The 15516-nt window shown below is 60.7% G+C and carries 22 protein-coding genes; 16 read left to right on the top strand and 6 right to left on the bottom strand.

The window, feature by feature from the left end:
- Nucleotides 1–5 precede the first annotated feature (5 nt).
- The 6 genes from iolD to QA644_RS04510 all read left to right on the top strand — a co-directional run bounded on the left by iolD (nucleotide 6) and on the right by QA644_RS04510 (nucleotide 5077).
- Nucleotides 6–1850 carry a 3D-(3,5/4)-trihydroxycyclohexane-1,2-dione acylhydrolase (decyclizing) gene (gene iolD / locus QA644_RS04535; protein WP_283071269.1) on the top strand — a complete coding sequence of 615 codons (1845 nt, stop codon included), beginning with the start codon at nucleotides 6–8 and terminating at the stop codon, nucleotides 1848–1850.
- 21 nt (nucleotides 1851–1871) lie between these two features.
- Nucleotides 1872–2771 carry a myo-inosose-2 dehydratase gene (iolE, locus tag QA644_RS04530; RefSeq protein WP_283071268.1) on the top strand — a complete coding sequence of 300 codons (900 nt, stop codon included), beginning with the start codon at nucleotides 1872–1874 and terminating at the stop codon, nucleotides 2769–2771.
- A 48-nt stretch (nucleotides 2772–2819) separates the two neighbouring features.
- Nucleotides 2820–3617 carry a 5-deoxy-glucuronate isomerase gene (gene iolB, locus QA644_RS04525; protein WP_194729309.1) on the top strand — a complete coding sequence of 266 codons (798 nt, stop codon included), beginning with the start codon at nucleotides 2820–2822 and terminating at the stop codon, nucleotides 3615–3617.
- A gap of 91 nt (nucleotides 3618–3708) precedes the next feature.
- Entirely contained in the window at nucleotides 3709–3921 is a 213-nt protein-coding gene (locus QA644_RS04520) for a DUF1127 domain-containing protein (protein WP_239594837.1), read from the top strand.
- 61 nt (nucleotides 3922–3982) lie between these two features.
- Entirely contained in the window at nucleotides 3983–4813 is an 831-nt protein-coding gene (locus QA644_RS04515) for a helix-turn-helix domain-containing protein (RefSeq protein WP_283071267.1), read from the top strand.
- Between the two features lie 102 nt (nucleotides 4814–4915).
- Nucleotides 4916–5077 (top strand): hypothetical protein, encoded by a 162-nt coding sequence (locus QA644_RS04510; protein WP_194729306.1) that lies wholly within the window; start codon nucleotides 4916–4918, stop codon nucleotides 5075–5077.
- Nucleotides 5078–5097: 20 nt separating this feature from the next.
- Here QA644_RS04510 and QA644_RS04505 read toward each other — a convergent pair whose 3' ends face one another.
- Nucleotides 5098–5532 (bottom strand): glyoxalase superfamily protein, encoded by a 435-nt coding sequence (locus QA644_RS04505; RefSeq protein ID WP_283071266.1) that lies wholly within the window; start codon nucleotides 5530–5532, stop codon nucleotides 5098–5100.
- 338 nt (nucleotides 5533–5870) lie between these two features.
- Between QA644_RS04505 and QA644_RS04500 the strand changes: the two genes are divergently transcribed.
- Both QA644_RS04500 and QA644_RS04490 read left to right on the top strand, forming a co-directional pair.
- Nucleotides 5871–6221: a hypothetical protein gene (locus QA644_RS04500; RefSeq protein WP_074067133.1), complete on the top strand. Its 351-nt coding sequence runs from the start codon at nucleotides 5871–5873 to the stop codon at nucleotides 6219–6221.
- Nucleotides 6222–6497: 276 nt separating this feature from the next.
- Complete coding sequence (locus tag QA644_RS04490; RefSeq protein WP_074067131.1) at nucleotides 6498–7364, top strand: LysR family transcriptional regulator; 867 nt, start codon at nucleotides 6498–6500, stop codon at nucleotides 7362–7364.
- 45 nt (nucleotides 7365–7409) lie between these two features.
- On the opposite strand, the gene QA644_RS04485 is transcribed toward QA644_RS04490, so the two are convergent.
- A complete protein-coding gene (locus tag QA644_RS04485; protein ID WP_022714615.1) occupies nucleotides 7410–7856 on the bottom strand; it encodes a host attachment family protein in 447 nt (148 codons plus the stop codon).
- 270 nt (nucleotides 7857–8126) lie between these two features.
- Here QA644_RS04485 and QA644_RS04480 point away from each other — a divergent pair, with 270 nt between their 5' ends.
- Together QA644_RS04480 and QA644_RS04475 are read left to right on the top strand one after the other, a co-directional pair.
- Nucleotides 8127–8534 (top strand): PilZ domain-containing protein, encoded by a 408-nt coding sequence (locus tag QA644_RS04480; protein WP_239594845.1) that lies wholly within the window; start codon nucleotides 8127–8129, stop codon nucleotides 8532–8534.
- Between the two features lie 93 nt (nucleotides 8535–8627).
- Entirely contained in the window at nucleotides 8628–9740 is a 1113-nt protein-coding gene (locus QA644_RS04475; protein WP_239594847.1) for a pyridoxal phosphate-dependent aminotransferase, read from the top strand.
- A gap of 139 nt (nucleotides 9741–9879) precedes the next feature.
- Here QA644_RS04475 and QA644_RS04470 read toward each other — a convergent pair whose 3' ends face one another.
- Nucleotides 9880–10146: a sel1 repeat family protein gene (locus QA644_RS04470; protein WP_022714612.1), complete on the bottom strand. Its 267-nt coding sequence runs from the start codon at nucleotides 10144–10146 to the stop codon at nucleotides 9880–9882.
- A gap of 441 nt (nucleotides 10147–10587) precedes the next feature.
- Here QA644_RS04470 and QA644_RS04465 point away from each other — a divergent pair, with 441 nt between their 5' ends.
- Nucleotides 10588–10926 (top strand): DUF2147 domain-containing protein, encoded by a 339-nt coding sequence (locus QA644_RS04465; RefSeq protein ID WP_194729303.1) that lies wholly within the window; start codon nucleotides 10588–10590, stop codon nucleotides 10924–10926.
- A gap of 49 nt (nucleotides 10927–10975) precedes the next feature.
- Here the strand turns inward: QA644_RS04465 and QA644_RS04460 are convergent, their stop codons facing one another.
- Both QA644_RS04460 and QA644_RS04455 read right to left on the bottom strand, forming a co-directional pair.
- A complete protein-coding gene (locus QA644_RS04460) occupies nucleotides 10976–11251 on the bottom strand; it encodes a hypothetical protein (protein ID WP_283071265.1) in 276 nt (91 codons plus the stop codon).
- A 193-nt stretch (nucleotides 11252–11444) separates the two neighbouring features.
- Nucleotides 11445–12146 carry a glutathione S-transferase N-terminal domain-containing protein gene (locus QA644_RS04455; protein WP_283071263.1) on the bottom strand — a complete coding sequence of 234 codons (702 nt, stop codon included), beginning with the start codon at nucleotides 12144–12146 and terminating at the stop codon, nucleotides 11445–11447.
- A gap of 163 nt (nucleotides 12147–12309) precedes the next feature.
- On the opposite strand from QA644_RS04455, the gene QA644_RS04450 reads away from it, so the two are divergent.
- The gene (locus tag QA644_RS04450; RefSeq protein ID WP_167363805.1) at nucleotides 12310–12480 is read left to right on the top strand and encodes a hypothetical protein; all 171 of its coding nucleotides are present in this window, start codon (nucleotides 12310–12312) and stop codon (nucleotides 12478–12480) included.
- Between the two features lie 64 nt (nucleotides 12481–12544).
- Entirely contained in the window at nucleotides 12545–14050 is a 1506-nt protein-coding gene (locus tag QA644_RS04445; protein ID WP_039844391.1) for an AMP nucleosidase, read from the top strand.
- Nucleotides 14051–14056: 6 nt separating this feature from the next.
- On the opposite strand, the gene QA644_RS04440 is transcribed toward QA644_RS04445, so the two are convergent.
- Nucleotides 14057–14275, bottom strand: coding sequence for a hypothetical protein (locus tag QA644_RS04440; protein ID WP_283071261.1), 219 nt, complete (start codon nucleotides 14273–14275; stop codon nucleotides 14057–14059).
- Between the two features lie 155 nt (nucleotides 14276–14430).
- Between QA644_RS04440 and QA644_RS04435 the strand changes: the two genes are divergently transcribed.
- The 3 genes from QA644_RS04435 to QA644_RS04425 are packed head-to-tail and all read left to right on the top strand — an operon-like array spanning nucleotide 14431 to nucleotide 15515.
- Nucleotides 14431–14781: a YciI family protein gene (locus QA644_RS04435; RefSeq protein WP_194729300.1), complete on the top strand. Its 351-nt coding sequence runs from the start codon at nucleotides 14431–14433 to the stop codon at nucleotides 14779–14781.
- A gap of 11 nt (nucleotides 14782–14792) precedes the next feature.
- Nucleotides 14793–15152, top strand: coding sequence for a YciI family protein (locus QA644_RS04430; protein WP_283071259.1), 360 nt, complete (start codon nucleotides 14793–14795; stop codon nucleotides 15150–15152).
- A 3-nt stretch (nucleotides 15153–15155) separates the two neighbouring features.
- Nucleotides 15156–15515: a YciI family protein gene (locus QA644_RS04425; RefSeq protein ID WP_239594854.1), complete on the top strand. Its 360-nt coding sequence runs from the start codon at nucleotides 15156–15158 to the stop codon at nucleotides 15513–15515.
- Nucleotide 15516: the final 1 nt, after the last annotated feature.

Below are 15516 nucleotides of genomic sequence, written 5' to 3'. Positions count from 1 at the left end.
GCCCGATGGGCAAGACGATCCGATTGACGATGGCGCAGGCGGTTGCGCATTTCCTGAAGAAGCAGATGACTGTCGTCGACGGCAAGAAGGTGCCGATCTTCGGTGGCGTCTGGGCGATCTTCGGCCACGGCAATGTCGCCGGCATCGGCGAAGCGCTCTATCAGGTGCGCGGCGAGCTGCCGACCTATCGCGCACATAACGAACAGGGCATGGCGCATGCGGCGATCGCCTATGCAAAGGCAAGCTTCCGCCAGCGGTTCATGGCCTGCACGACCTCGATCGGCCCCGGCGCATTGAATATGGTGACGGCGGCCGGCGTCGCACATGTCAACCGCATCCCGGTGCTCTTCCTGCCGGGCGATGTCTTCGCCAACCGCGCGCCCGATCCGGTGCTGCAGCAGATCGAGGACTGGGGCGACGGCACGGTTTCGGCCAACGACGCCTTTCGCGCGGTCTCGCGCTACTTCGACCGCATTACCCGCCCCGAGCAGATCATCACGGCGCTGAAGCGCGCCATGCAGGTCTTGACCGATCCGCTGGACTGCGGCCCGGTGACGCTTTCCCTCTGCCAGGACGTCCAGGCGGAAGCCTTCGACTATCCGGAGAGCCTCTTCGAAGAAAAGGTCTGGACGATCCGCCGTCCGCAGCCGGACGCCGATGAACTGGCCTCTGCGATCACGCTGATCAAATCCGCCGAAAAGCCGGTGATCATCTCCGGCGGCGGCGTGCTCTATTCACAGGCGACGCAGGAACTTAAAGCCTTCGTCGAGGCCCACGGCATTCCCGTCGTCGTCAGCCAGGCCGGCAAATCCTCGATCGACGAGCGCCACCCTCTGGCGCTTGGCTCCGTCGGCGTCACCGGCACTTCGGCTGCCAACGCCATTGCCGAGGAAACCGATCTCATCATCGCCGTCGGCACCCGCTGCCAGGACTTCACGACCGGCTCCTGGGCGCTGTTCAAGAACGACAAGCTGAAGATCCTCGGCCTCAACATCGCCGCCTACGATGCCTACAAGCATGACGGTCAGCCGCTGATCGCCGACGCCCGCGAAGGCCTGAAGGCGCTGTCGAAAGGGCTTGGCGGCTGGAAGGCACCGGCGGCACTCACGGAAAGGGCGACGACGGAAAAGAACGTCTGGATGGATGCTGCCAACAAGGCGATGGCTTCCACCAATGCCGCCCTGCCCTCGGATGCGCAGGTGATCGGCGCGGTGACGCGCTCGATCGAACTGGAAAAGGCGATCGGCCTTTGCGCCGCAGGCGGCCTGCCGGGCGAGATGCACAAGCTGTGGCCAGCAACAGCCCCCGGCAGCTACCACATGGAATACGGCTTCTCCTGCATGGGTTACGAGGTCGCCGGCGGCCTCGGCACCAAGATGGCGAACCCCGATAAGGAGGTCTTCGTTCTCGTCGGTGACGGCTCCTATATGATGCTGAACTCCGAGCTCGCAACCTCGGTGATGATGGGCATCAAGGTGAACGTCGTCCTGCTCGACAACCGCGGCTACGGCTGCATCAACCGCCTGCAGATGGAAACGGGCGGTGCGAACTTCAACAACCTGCTGAAGGACTCCTACCACCAGGTGATGCCGGAAATCGACTTCCGGGCGCATGCCGAGAGCATGGGCGCCATCGCGGTCAAGGTTTCTTCGATTGCCGAACTGGAGAGGGCGATTGCCGATTCGAAGAAGAACGACCGTACCTCGGTCTTCGTCATCGATACCGACCCGCTGATCACGACAGAAGCCGGCGGTCACTGGTGGGATGTCGCCGTTCCTGAGGTCAGCCCGCGCGAACAGGTCAACAAGGCGCGCAAGAACTATGTCGAAGCGCGCAAGCATCAACGCTAAATCACATATCCGGAGACAATGATGATCCGCTACGGGACCAACCCCATCGCCTGGAGCAATGACGACGACCGCACGATCGGCGCGCATTTGACGCTCGAGGACTGCCTCAGCGATTGCGAGAAGATCGGCTTCGACGGCATCGAGAAGGGCCACAAGATGCCGTCCGACGGCCACGAACTGAAGAAAGTGCTCGCCGCGCACAAGCTCGTCTTCGTATCCGGCTGGCACTCGCTGAACCTGCTCGACCACAGTGTCGAGGACGAGAAACAAGCGATCCAGCCGCATCTCGACATGCTCAAGGCCAATGATTGCAAGGTGTGCATCGTCTGCGAAACGTCGAACGCCATCCACGGCAACGACAGCAAAGCTCTCGCCGACAAGCCGGCTCTCGCCGACGATCAGTGGAAGAAGTTCGGCGCCGATATCGAGGCGATCGCGCAATATTGCGCGGATCAGGGGATCGATCTCGTCTATCATCACCATATGGGCACGGTCGTGCAGACAGGCGCCGAGATCGACAAGCTGATGGACAATACCGGACCGGCAACGAAGCTGCTGCTCGACACGGGACATGCCTGGTTCGGCGGCAGCGATCCCGTGGACGTCGCGAAGAAGTACATGCACCGCGTCCGCCATATCCACGCGAAGAACGTCCGCCCAAAAATCCGCGATCAGGTCGAGGGTGACAAGCTCTCCTTCCTCGAAGGCGTGCGCCGCGGCGTCTTTACGGTCCCCGGCGACAAGGAGGGCGGCGTCGATTTCCTGCCGGTCCTTAGGGTCGCCGCCCAACACGGTTACGAGGGCTGGCTGGTTATCGAAGCCGAGCAGGACCCGCTCAAGCGCAATCCGTTCGAGTATCAGTCGATGGGGCTGAAGGCACTGAAGGGTTTTGCGAAGGAAGCTGGGTTGGACAAGGGCTGAGTAGACTGCCGTAGCCAGGCCCCCCACAGCTTACAAGGAGAAACCACCATGCCCAATCTCAAGGTCAAGCCGAACGGCACCAACGGCCGCGTCACCCATGTCACGCCGGAGAATGCCGGCTGGACCTATGTGGGCTTCGACCTCCACCGGCTGAAGCCGGGCGAAACTGCGTCCGGCGAGACCGGCGACCGCGAGGTCTGCCTCGTCTGGGTGAGCGGCAAGGGCAAGGCGAAGGCCGGTACCAAGGAATTCGGTACGCTCGGCGAGCGCATGAGCCCCTTTGAGGGCAGCCCGCATGCGCTTTATATCCCGATGGAATCGACCTGGTCGGTGACGGCCGAGACCGATCTGGAACTCGCCGTCTGCTCAGGCCCGGGCGGCGGCACCTACGAGGCGAAAGCCATCCCGCCGGGCACGCATCCGGCACTCACGCGCGGCAAGGGCACGAATGTCCGCTACGTCAACAACATCATGCCCGAGGACGACAGCTCGGCGCATTCGTTGCTGGTCGTCGAAGTCATCACGCCGGGCGGCCATACGTCTTCCTATCCGCCGCACAAGCACGACCAGGACAACCTGCCGAACGAAAGCTTCCTCGAAGAGACCTATTACCACCGCCTGAACCCGCCCCAGGGCTTCGGCTTCCAGCGCGTCTACACCGATGACCGCTCGCTGGACGAGGTGATGGTGCTGGAAGACGGCGACGTGACGCTGGTGCCGAAGGGCTACCACCCCTGTGCTGCCTGCCACGGCTACGACCTTTACTATCTCAACGTCATGGCCGGTCCGAAGCGCATCTGGAAGTTCCACAATGCGCCCGAGCACGAATGGCTGCTGAAGGCGTAGCGCCGCCTTCAATCGCTAAATAATCTGACAGCGCGAAAGCCGCGCAGGTGGTTCACTGCCTCCATCCAATCAGAAAGGATGGAGGATCACCATGCGCGGCTCAAGCTTCATCCCGTCCCGGCGGTTCCGTTCCTCGCATGCGATGCAGCCATGGCTGCTTGCAATCCTCATCGCGGCAGCGCGCTGGATGGCCGAACGGCGCAATCGCAACGCCCTGCTCGAGCTTTCAGACGACCAGCTCAAGGATATCGGTCTTTCGCGCGGCCAGACCGAAAGCGACGTCCATGTCTATTCACGCTACTGAGGTGTGATACCGTGCAAACAGGCCGGCCCCGTATCGCCGCCTATCGGACCTGGAAGACTCGATGCCGCAGATATCAACCGCCCTGCTCTTGAAGACGAAGACCGTGACGATTCGTGACATCGTCTGCAGTGGGGAGTGCCGTCACAAGAGCGGCGAGGAATGCGCCCACAGGACAAGCCTCGTCTATCCCTATCGCGGCGTCTTCATGCGCCATGCCGGCCGCAACGATGCGGTGGCCGAAGCCAACCAGATGCTGTTCTTCAATGCCGGCCAGGGTTACCGGATCAGCCATCCGGTCGAAGGCGGCGATGCCTGCATCGATCTGGCGATCGACGAATCCGTCCTTGCAGAGCTTGCGCCGAAGGAGCAGGTGCAGGCAGGCGAACTCCTCTCCTTCCGCCGCCAGCGCCGCCGGATCGATCCGCGCGCTCAGGCGCTGGTTGCGCTGCTGCGCCATGGCCTGCACCGGAAAGCAGCCGAGCCGCTTGAGGCCGAGACACTGGCGCTGACACTCGTGCGCCGCTCGCTCGGCGAGCGCACCTCGCATGCCGCAGGCGCCAGCGCCGGACGGCAGAAGCTGGTCGACCGGGCAAAGCTCGTGCTCTCTTCAGATCTCGCGCGCCGCTGGACCCTGGCCGAGATCGCCAAGGAAGTCGGCGTCTCGCCCGTCTATCTCACCCAGGTTTTCCAGCAGGTGGAAGCGACGCCGCTCTATCGCTATCAACTGCGGCTGCGCCTTGCCCGCGCCCTTGATCTTCTTGGAAAATACGAGGATCTCACCGCGCTCGGCCTCGATCTGGGCTTCTCGAGCCACAGCCACTTCAGTGCCTCCTTCAAGCAGGCCTTCGGCCAGACGCCCACCGAATTTCAACGCTTGGCGCGACTGAGGTGAAGCGCAGAGCCGATCGCTAAAGATTTCGACAGCGCCGATGCCCCTCCTGATGATCTTATGATCCTGTCCCGGTCGCGGGACGATCAACCGGAGGATCATCCGATGAAGAAGACCACATGCGCTGCCTGCGACTGCGAACTCGGTCCCGAGGCGATCAGCGTCAAACTCGGCGGCAAGACCGTCGAGGTCTGCTGCGAAGAATGCGCCGCAGCGCTGAAGGAGGCCGACGCCGCTGCAACCGCAGCGACGACCGGCAAGAACTGAGGTCAGGACCTCTGCCGCGGCTAGATATCGAGTACCAGATGCGGCTGGCCGTTCGATGTCTTCCGCGGCGAGACGCCGTTCGTGTCAATCTGCGCGTTGATGCGCTGCCGGAACGCGGAGAAGCTCTCGAAGGTCACGACATCCACCGGTTCATCGAAATGGATGGTGATCTTGTGAAGTCCACCGCCGGTCTCTGCGAGTGCCAGAACCTTGCCGGTAAACGGCTGGTTCAGGTAGCGGCCGCGCACGTGCGAGCCGACGGAGAGCGCGGCGATGGGATCGGCGTTCGGCTTTGTTGCGAGAGCCGAAAGCGTATTCCAATCGCGTACGCCGTGTTGCTGGGCAACGAGTTCGAGCGCGGCACTGTGCGAAATCGCAGTACCGCGCGTTTCCATCGCCTGGCGAAGCCGCTTTGCCTGAGCCTTCAGTTCATAGATGGTAAGATAGGTCGTCATGTGCTGAGCCTTTCGGAAGGCATGCCATTTTGACTGCAAAGGGGAGCTCGCATTGCCGTCAGTCAGCATGCACCAATTGGCTGCGACATGAACTTCGAGGACTTCACCATGGACTTTCATCCGCGAGCGGCCGGCGCCTCGAACCGGCGCTTGATATGGGCGAAGCGGCCGGCTCTGTCAAGAATTGCCCCAGAATGGACCGCCCGGCTCTTCCGCCATTGCCGAAATCAAGGGTTTTTTCGTCCAGCTACGCATAAGGCTCAAATTCTATTGATCCGGTTCATTACCTGTCAGCATTCATGCGTTACCTTTCAATCGTACAACGAGCGGAGGCTGAAATGGCCTTTCAGACGCACCTCAACGACGACAGTAACGAGCGGGAGAAATCCTACCGGGATTTCTCGCTCGACCGGCCCGGCAAGATCATTTTCGTCGGCCATCACCTCAGCACCGGCACGCAGGTCCGCTGCCTGATCCGCACCATCAATCTCGCCGGCGCCGTCCTCGAAGTGAGCCCGACGCTCGAGGTTCCAAACCATTTCTTCCTGGAAATCCTCGGCATCCGCGACGAGATCGGTTCGACAGTCGTCAAACGCGAAGGCGAGCTTGTGACGATCAGCTTCAACATGCTGATCAATGCCGAATTCCTGCACCATGTGCTGCGCCTGAGCTTCGAAGCGGACGTCTGACGCGCCTTGCTGCCCGGTCGGGAGGGCGGGCACTGTCGCGCGCGGCAAACCACACGATCAACGGCAGGAGCCACCGCAGGCCGTCCCATTGTGGCCCGTCGAGCGGGTCTGCCAGGGGATCGCGGCGGCGGCTTCTGTTTCTTGTCTCCAGTTCGTTCCAGAGAACAGCCCAGTTGAGAAGCATTGTCAGGTTCTCCATCTATCTGTTGGAGCACTTGAACTAGGCCTTCGCCGCAGCCGAATGTAGAGCCTGCGGAAGAAAGGGGGTTTTCAAAAATGAAAGACGCGAACTGGGACGATCTTCAACTCTTCTTCCATGTTGCGACCGCCGGAGGACTGTCGGCGGCTGCGTCAAAGACCGGCCTCAGCGCGCCGACAATCGGCCGGCGCATGCTGGCGCTCGAGCGCGCTACGGGCCGCGCGCTCTTCACACGTGGGCCAACCGGCTATCTTCTGGCAAAGGACGGCACGGCGCTTCTGGAGCGCGTGCGCCTGATGCAGGAGGCCGCGCAGTCGATCTCCGACTGGCGCGGCGAAGTGCTGACCCTGCCGATCGTTTCGACGGCTGCCGACAGCTGGACGTCGCGTTTCATCGCCGACCACTTGGCAAGAATCTGGACGCCGAAAGACCGGTTCCGCATGTGCTACAAGACCTGCGACGCGGGCGTCGATTTCACCTATCGCGAAGCGCATATCGCCATCCGGCACAGCCGTCCGGAAAACGGCAATATCGCGATCCGGCGTTCGGTAACGGTAGCGCACGCCGCCTACCAGGCGGCAAGCTTCGACGATGACAACCGCAACTGGATTTCGCTGGGCACCGACATCGCGATCACACCGGCGGACAAATGGACCTTCGAGCAGCCGGACTATTGGATCACCGGCTGGACGAACACGCCACATATGCTCTTCCACCTGATCCGCGGCGGCGCCGGCCGCGGCGTGCTGCCATGTTTCATAGGCGATGCTGAGCCCGGCCTGACGCGCGCCGGACCGATCATCGAGCCGCTCACCTATGACATGTGGATCACGGCGCATGACGACGAGCGCCAGCGTCCGGAGGTGCGCACGGTCATCGACCGGCTTGCGGCGCTTTTCGGCGAGAGCGAGGATTTGTTTGCAGGGCGAAAGAGCGGCGGATGAAAAAAGCGCGAGCCTTTTGCCCGCGCTCTTCTTCCGGTGATACGATCAGGCAGCCAGGCGGCGCTCGATCTCATCGACCGGCATGTTGGTATAATCCTTGGGGACTTCCGCGGAGATGGCTGCCTGCGCTTCGGCGCTCAGGTTCGGTCTCAAAGTACCGAGCGCCTTGGGCGGCGCAACCAGGATGATGCGGCTACCGTTCCTTTCACGGACCAGCTTATCCAACTTCGCGGCGATCCGCCTCAGAAAATCGGCTTCCGCCTGCTCCTGCCAGTCTGTTTGCTCCATGGCGCTGCCGCTCGTGCCGTCCGGAGCATGGGCCCGTCCTGGCTTATCGGTGCCGAGTTCGCGGGTGGGCTCGCTTGGTTGGCTCAGCGTTTCATGCACCTGCAGGTTCATGAGAAGCGCATTGCCTGCATTGCGCATGATCAAAGCCTTCGCACCATCACAGACCACGACCCATGATTCCCACGGCACTTTGATGTCAGCCATTTTCGTTTCCTCTTAAATGATAATTCGAAGCGAAATGCTTCATCGACAGAGGCAAAACGTACAGTAATTGAAAGAGTTCGGAGGGTCCACGCATAAATCGATTCGGATATGTGATCCGATGCCTGAACGAACGAAATCAGGCCTGTGCACTTAAAACAAAATTAGCTTTCATTAAAATTATCTCGATCCGTTTGACGAATGCGAAAAACATTCATGTGACGCTATGCGACAACAGGGCCAGGATGAGCTTGGCCCAGGGAGAGCCGCGTCATGTCCATGCTCCGAGCAACCCACCTTGCTACGGTCAGATCGGAAGTTTACGACGTACGCTGGGAACAGTTCAACGTGCGGCGCCCGGCCCGCATCGTCGCCATCCGCCCGTGCCTGACCGGCATCTCGCTTCGAAGCGCGGAGATCCTGGATATTTCCCGCGGCGGCGCCACCTTCGTCGTCTCGTCGGCGGCCGGGCTGCCGAAACACTACTATCTCAATATTCTCGGCCTTGCCTATCGCATCGGCTGCGCGGAGGTCCACCGCAACAACGAGCGCATCGGTGTCCGCTTCATCAACACACTGGACCCCGAAGTGCTTCGGCGCGTCGTGCGCGCCGACTTCATGGCCGGCAATCTCGAAGCGATCGAAGCGTATCGCGCACCGCGTATCGAAAGCAGACCGTAAGCTACGCGCGCGATAGAATAATCTTCCTTGCCATGAGGATGGCAGTGCCTATTGTTGGCGCGATTTTTCATCATCCCTGGAACCTGCATTTCGATGTCCGCCTTCTCGCGCTTCACGCCGCTGGTCAGCGTCCTTCCTTCCACCGTTCCCTTTGTCGGCCCCGAGGCCATCGAGCGCCAGCGCGGCCTCAAGGTCGAGGCCCGCATCGGCGCCAACGAAAACGGCTTCGGCCCCGCGCCCTCCGTGCTTGCCGCGATGCGCGAGCAGGCCGGCGATATCTGGAAATACAACGATCCGGAGAACTTCGATCTCCGCGAGGCGCTGGCTGCCCATCTCGGCGTGACGGCTGCCAATATCGCGATCGGCGGCGGCATCGACGAACTCCTCGGCCAGATCGTCCGCATGGTGATCGAACCGGGAATGCCGGTCGTCACGTCGCTCGGCGGCTATCCGACCTTCAATTTCCACGTCGCAGGCTTCGGCGGACGGCTGGTGACAGTGCCCTACGTCAACGACCGCGAGGATCTCTCCGGCCTGCTCGATGCGGTGAAGCGCGAAAGCGCCCCGCTCGTTTACTTCGCCAATCCAGACAATCCGATGGGAAGCTGGTGGGATGCTGACAGGATCGTCGCCTTCGCCCGCGCCCTTCCGGAAACCTGCCTGCTGGTGCTCGACGAGGCCTATAGCGAAACCGGCCCTGCCGGCTCACTTCCCTCGATCGAGGCGCTGATCGGCCTGCCAAACGTCGTGCGCACCCGTACCTTCTCGAAGGCCTATGGTCTCGCCGGGGCACGCGTCGGCTATGCCATCTCGACGCCCGGCACGGCGCTGGCCTTCGACAAGATCAGGAACCACTTCGGCATGAACCGGCTGGCGACGGCGGCGGCACTTGCCGCGCTCAAGGATCAGGCCTATCTCGCCGAGGTCGTCGGCAATATCCATGCCGCGCGCGAACGCATCGCCTCGATCGCCCGCGCCAACCAGCTTTCGCCGCTGCCGTCGGCCACGAACTTCGTCGCAATCGACGCCGGACGCGACGGTACCTATGCCCGCTCAATCGTCGACGGGCTGATGCAGCACGGCGTCTTCATCCGCATGCCGGGTGTCGCGCCGCTCAACCGCTGCGTCCGCGTCAGCGTCGGGCCGGAGCGGGATATGGCCCGCTTCGAGGAAGCCCTGCCGCAGGTTCTCCGCTTGCTGGACTAAATGGAAAGACCGCGCCGGCCTTGTTCCTGCCGGTCGCGGTTTCCGTTCTCCCGGCCCCGGCCCCGTCCAAGGCGCCCCGCCAGTCCCCGCTTTTGAGGTTGTTATTTCTCTCAATTGTTCCTTCGCGCCGGAGACGGTCTCAGTGGACCGTCATCCACTCACGGGCGGCGCGGAGTGCCGCGGCGAGCTGCATCTTGTCCATCGTGGCGGCGACATCGGCGCGAAGTTCGGCAGCACGGTCGTTGCCCTTGATCGCGGCGATGTTCAACCACTTGTGCGCGGCGACGAGATCAACGTCGCAGCCGCGGCCTGTTGCATACATCAGGCCCATTTCGCAGAAGATATCGGCGTTGTTGTCGCCACCCATGGTGGCCATTTCAGCATTGTGCATTTCAAAGCGTGCCATCGGTTTATTCCCTGTTTAGTCTGTTATCGATTTGCCCTGTTTTACCTTCCAGGCCCTGCCGTCTATCGCAGCTTTCGGTCCCTTCGGTCCGGCGGGTTTGCCCCGCTCGTTTGATGGCTCCACTATGCCGGGACGCTTTCAAAAAACGCCTAAAATGCATGATTAATTTGAGACAAACAAAGTGCAAACGCTTGGTAAAATTGGGTTTTCGTTAAACATCGGAGTCCCTGCGCATTAAGGACTTTCCGGACAATTTTACGAAAGATTCACGTTTGAAAATCAACCTTTCGTTCACCACGAAATCAGTCCGCAAAAAGCTAGCTGGAAACAATTTTGCGAAAAAGCACCGTGGAAATCAGCGAAATTTCACGATTGTCGCCTGTTTACCTTTACGTTCGCGTCAGTTAATTTCGCCGCGCTCAGGACATCAGGGAGGAAAGGATGATCCGTACACTTATTCTCGCCGGCGCCATGGCGCTTTCAGCCAGCCTTGCTTGCGCGGAGGAGCCGATCGTCGGCAACTGGAAGACGGCCTCGGGCGAAACCGCCCAAATCGCTTCTTGCGGCGGCAGCTACTGCGTGACGCTGAAAACCGGCAAATTCGCGGGCAAGAAGATCGGGACACTTGCCGGCACCGGCGGCACCTATAACGGCGAGATCACCGACCCTAAAAACGACAAGACCTACAGCGGCTCGGGAAGCCTCTCCGGCAATTCGTTAAAGATGAAGGGCTGCGTGCTTAAGGTACTCTGCAAGTCGCAGACCTGGACGCGGCTTTAGAATCAAAAGCGGCCGCAAAAACTGCACGGGATCGGTTTCCAAGGAGGTGCTATTGGGCCAACGCTCGTGAAGTCTCGCGAGCCTGGTCGTCAGGACCGAAAAAATGCCGGGCGGACGCCAGCGTGCCCGCATGCAAAAATCGATGACTCAAGATGCCAGAGGATGCGGCTGCGGGGTGTTGCGAGACCGTCAAAGCGTTGTCCAGTAACCAAGGCAGACTGAACAACGCGCGCGCAACATGGATGAACGCCGTCTCCCTGAAAAACAACCGATCATCGGCAATTTCGGGAAGAGCGGTTTTTAACTTCGTGTCGATAGTCGGCATCATTTCGCTTCACAAGTTGAGGAACTGTTGCAGCCTTCTGACTTTTGCAACATTGCCAAGCGACCTTCTGCAACAATCGAAATCCGCGAACTCACGGCTGAAGTAACTTGAACAAGGAAGGCCGCCCTAACAACGTGGTTTAAGCGACCTCGCCTTTAATTCGACATTCAAGCCATATCCTTGGGTGCCGCCCTCAGCGGGCGCGCTGGCCAAAGAGAATCTTCTGCGCTTCCTTGTCCTCGGCGAGATTCGCCTGGCGTTCGCGCTCTTCCTTGCCGACTTCGATACCCCTCAAGACCGCCGGGCGCTGATGCATGCGCTCGAACCAGGCCTTGAGGTTCGGGAAATCATTGAGGTTCTGTCCCTGTCGCTCGTAGGGGATCACCCAGCCGATGCAGGCCATGTCGGCGATCGAATAGTCGCCGGCGAAGTAGCCGCGGCCTTCCAGCCGCCTGTTCATCACGCCGTAGAGGCGGTTCACTTCGTTCGTGTAGCGGTTGATGCCGTATTCGATCTTTTCCGGCGCATAGCTGCGGAAGTGGTGCGCCTGGCCGGCCATCGGGCCGAGGCCGCCGACCTGCCAGAAGAGCCATTCTTCCACCTGCACGCGCGTGCGCTCGTCCTGTGGATAGAACTTGCCGTATTTGCGGCCGAGATATTGGAGAATGGCGCCGGATTCGAAGACGGAGATCGGCGCCCGGCCGGGACCGTCCGGATCGATGATCGCCGGCATGCGGTTGTTCGGCGCGATTTTCAGGAAGTCGGGCGCGAACTGCTCGCCCTTGCCGATGTTGATGTACTTCACCTCGTAGGGAACGCCGAGTTCCTCGAGCATGATGCTGATCTTAAAGCCGTTCGGGGTCGGCCAGTAGTAAAGTTCGATCGGTGCGGTCATGAAATCTCCTTTGCGGGACTAGACACATAAGTTGCGAAGCGCCGCCTTCAAGCCGTCGACCATTGTGAACGCCAAATGAACCGGAACCTCAGCACCCGTTCAGCTGGCGTGTGGCAAGAGTTATCTCAACGATAAGACGCATATCGGCCCGAGGAACATGGACGTGCTTATTCTCGCAAGACGCTTCACCGTCATCACGCTGTTCGCGGCGGTTTTCGCGATCACATTTTCGGCAGCGGTCGTGCGCGGCGGCGGGGGCGGAGCACAATCGCATTTCGGTGCGAACTACACCTGCCTCAACGTGACCAGCCCCTTCTGCACCGGCGTCCGCTGAATAATTCTCCCGCCGGCCGAAGGCGCGTCGCTTGCTTGTTAAAAAGGGCAACCTATAATGCGCCATGAGCAAACGAATCTCTCCATTACCTCTTGATATTTCCTCGCCACCTGCCTTTGAACCGCAAAGCTTCGACGATCCAGCGCAGGCCGTCGATGCGCTGACTGCGCTCTACGAACGCAATACCACCTTCCTGATCGACAGTTTTTCGGAGCTTGCCAAGGGCGCGCCGATTACCTCGCGCTACCGCGCCTTCTACCCTCAGGTCAGCATCGAGACGACCAGCTTCGGCCATGTCGACTCCCGCCTCTCCTACGGGCATGTGACGGCGCCGGGCGTCTATACGACGACCGTCACCCGGCCGAAGCTTTTCCGTCACTACCTGAAGGAACAGCTGGCGCTCTTGATGAGGAGCCATAACGTTCCAATCGTCGTGTCCGAGTCCTCGACGCCGATCCCGCTGCATTTCGCCTTCGGCGAGGGCGCGCATGTCGAAGCGTCCGCCTCGACCTTCATCGACATTCCGATGCGCGACCTCTTCGACACGCCAGACCTCAATACGACCGACGACGAGATCGCCAACGGCGAATATATCCCACCGCCGGGCGAGCCCTCGCCGCTTGCCGCTTTCACGGCGCAGCGCACCGATTATTCGCTCGCCCGCCTTGCCCACTACACAGCAACGAGCGCGCAGCACTTCCAGAACTTCGTGCTTTTCACGAATTACCAGTTCTATATGGACGAGTTCTGCGCCTGGGCGCGCGCGACGATAGCCAAGGGCGGCGGCGAGGACGGCTATACGGCCTTCGTCGAGCCGGGCAACATCATCACCCACGCCGGATCGTGCCAGCCGGAAACCGATGCCACGGCCCCGCGCTTGCCGCAGATGCCTGCTTATCACCTGAAGAAAAAGGGCCATGCCGGGATCACCATGATCAATATCGGCGTCGGTCCCTCCAACGCCAAGACGATCACCGACCACGTGGCCGTTCTGCGCCCACATGCCTGGCTGATGCTTGGCCACTGCGCCGGGTTGCGCAACAGCCAGCGGCTCGGCGACTATGTCCTGGCGCACGCCTATATGCGCGAGGATCATGTTCTCGACGACGACCTGCCGGTCTGGGTGCCGATCCCCGCGCTTGCCGAAGTGCAGGTGGCGCTGGAAGCAGCCGTCGCCGAAATCACCGGCTACGAAGGCTTCGAGCTGAAGCGCATCATGCGCACCGGCACCGTCGGCACGATCGACAACCGCAACTGGGAGCTACGCGACCAGCGCGGCCCTGTGAAGCGGCTCTCCCAGGCCCGTGCCATCGCGCTCGACATGGAATCGGCAACGATCGCGGCCAACGGCTTCCGCTTCCGTGTGCCCTACGGCACGCTTCTTTGCGTTTCCGACAAGCCGCTGCATGGCGAGCTGAAACTGCCGGGCATGGCGACCGCCTTCTATCGAACACAGGTCAACCAGCACCTGCAGATCGGCATCCGCGCCATCCAGAAGCTTGCGGCAATGCCGCCGGAGGCACTGCATTCCCGCAAGCTTCGCAGCTTCTTCGAGACGGCCTTCCAGTAGGCCATTTCAATTCGCTTCTGCCACCGTGCGATCCGCAACCGTTTGCGGGTCGTCATGGCGTGCGGCCGCAATCTGCAGTCCTGTGATGACCGTTGCAAACACCGCAAAGGCAACCACCATCCGCCCAAGAAACTGGCCAATATCTGTCCCGTAAAGCTCATCGCGAGGCTGCTCCTTGCGGCGCGCCCAGATGAGACTTGCAATGGCGACTTCCAGAACTCCCATGTCCTTCACTCCTTCAATGTTATCGATGGAGCTTTGTCGAATGCGCGCCGCTGATTTCGACAGTCCGGGCGAACAAAGATTTTTTTCTTTGCTGTCGAATTCAGCCTAGTCTCGTCGTCAACATGCTGTGAGAGGCAGCCCGGAGGAGACAAGCGATGAAATATCTGTGTCAGGTGTGGTTCGAGCCATCCGTGCTCGAGCGCATGAGGAACGGGGAGAAGAAGAAGCTCGACAGGGATTCGCTTGGTTATGATGAGGACCTCGTCGCAAGCGGCCACATGATCCACGCCGAGGCTCTACAATCGCCGAAGAGTGCAGTAACCATCCGTGTCCGCAATGGCGAGGTGTCGGTGACAGATGGCCCCTATGCCGAGACGAAGGAACAACTCGGCGGCTTCATCCTGATCGAGGCCAACGATCTGAATGATGCGATCCGTGTCGCAGCCGGTATTCCACTGGCAAAGCTCGGCAGCATTGAAGTTCGTCCTGTCTACACGTTCGGCTGAGGAAGCACGCCATGAAGTTTCTTTGCCAGGTCTGGTTCGATACCGAAAAAAGCAAGCTGGTCCCGCAGGAAGAATGGGAGGCGCTGACGCAGGAATGCATCGTCAGTGACGATCGCTGGCGCGAGCGCGGTTTCCTTCAGGTTGCGCTTGCGCTGCGCGAGCCCGCGTCAGCCGTCACTCTGCGCATCCGCAAGGGCACGACGGTTGCCACGGATGGTCCCTTCGCAGAAATCAAGGAGCACCTCGGCGGCTTCGTATTGCTCGAAGCCAGGGACATGGAAGAAGCGAAATCGATCGTTTCGAGCTTCCCGATCCTGAAATATGCCTCTGTCGAGATCCGCCCTGCCTATTCCATCAAAGACGGAGAGTAGTCGATGCGTTATGTTTGCCTGATCTACAATTCCGCAGACGTTGACGGCACGCTGACGCCGAAGGAGACTGGCGAACTCCTCAGAGCGCATTTCAGCTTCGACGAAGGGCTGCGCCGCAACGGCATCATGCTCCACTCCGATGCGCTGGAAATGCCGGAGAAAGCAACCGTGCTGCGGGTCCGCAACAACGCACTGCAGGCGACCGATGGCCCTTATGTCGAAACCAAGGAGCATCTTGCGGGTTTCTACGTGATCCAAGCACCGGACGATGCAGCGGCGAAGGAGATTGCCGCACGCATCCCCTCCGCACGCGTCGGCGCCGTGGAACTGCGGCCGGTGCGGATACTCACTTTACCGGAGTAGC

It is taken from the genome of Rhizobium sp. CC1099 (genome assembly GCF_029714385.1).
Classification (GTDB): Bacteria; Pseudomonadota; Alphaproteobacteria; order Rhizobiales; family Rhizobiaceae; genus Rhizobium.
The sequence above is the reverse complement of the archived record's forward strand: the minus strand, read 5'-3'. Positions and strand labels throughout refer to the sequence as shown.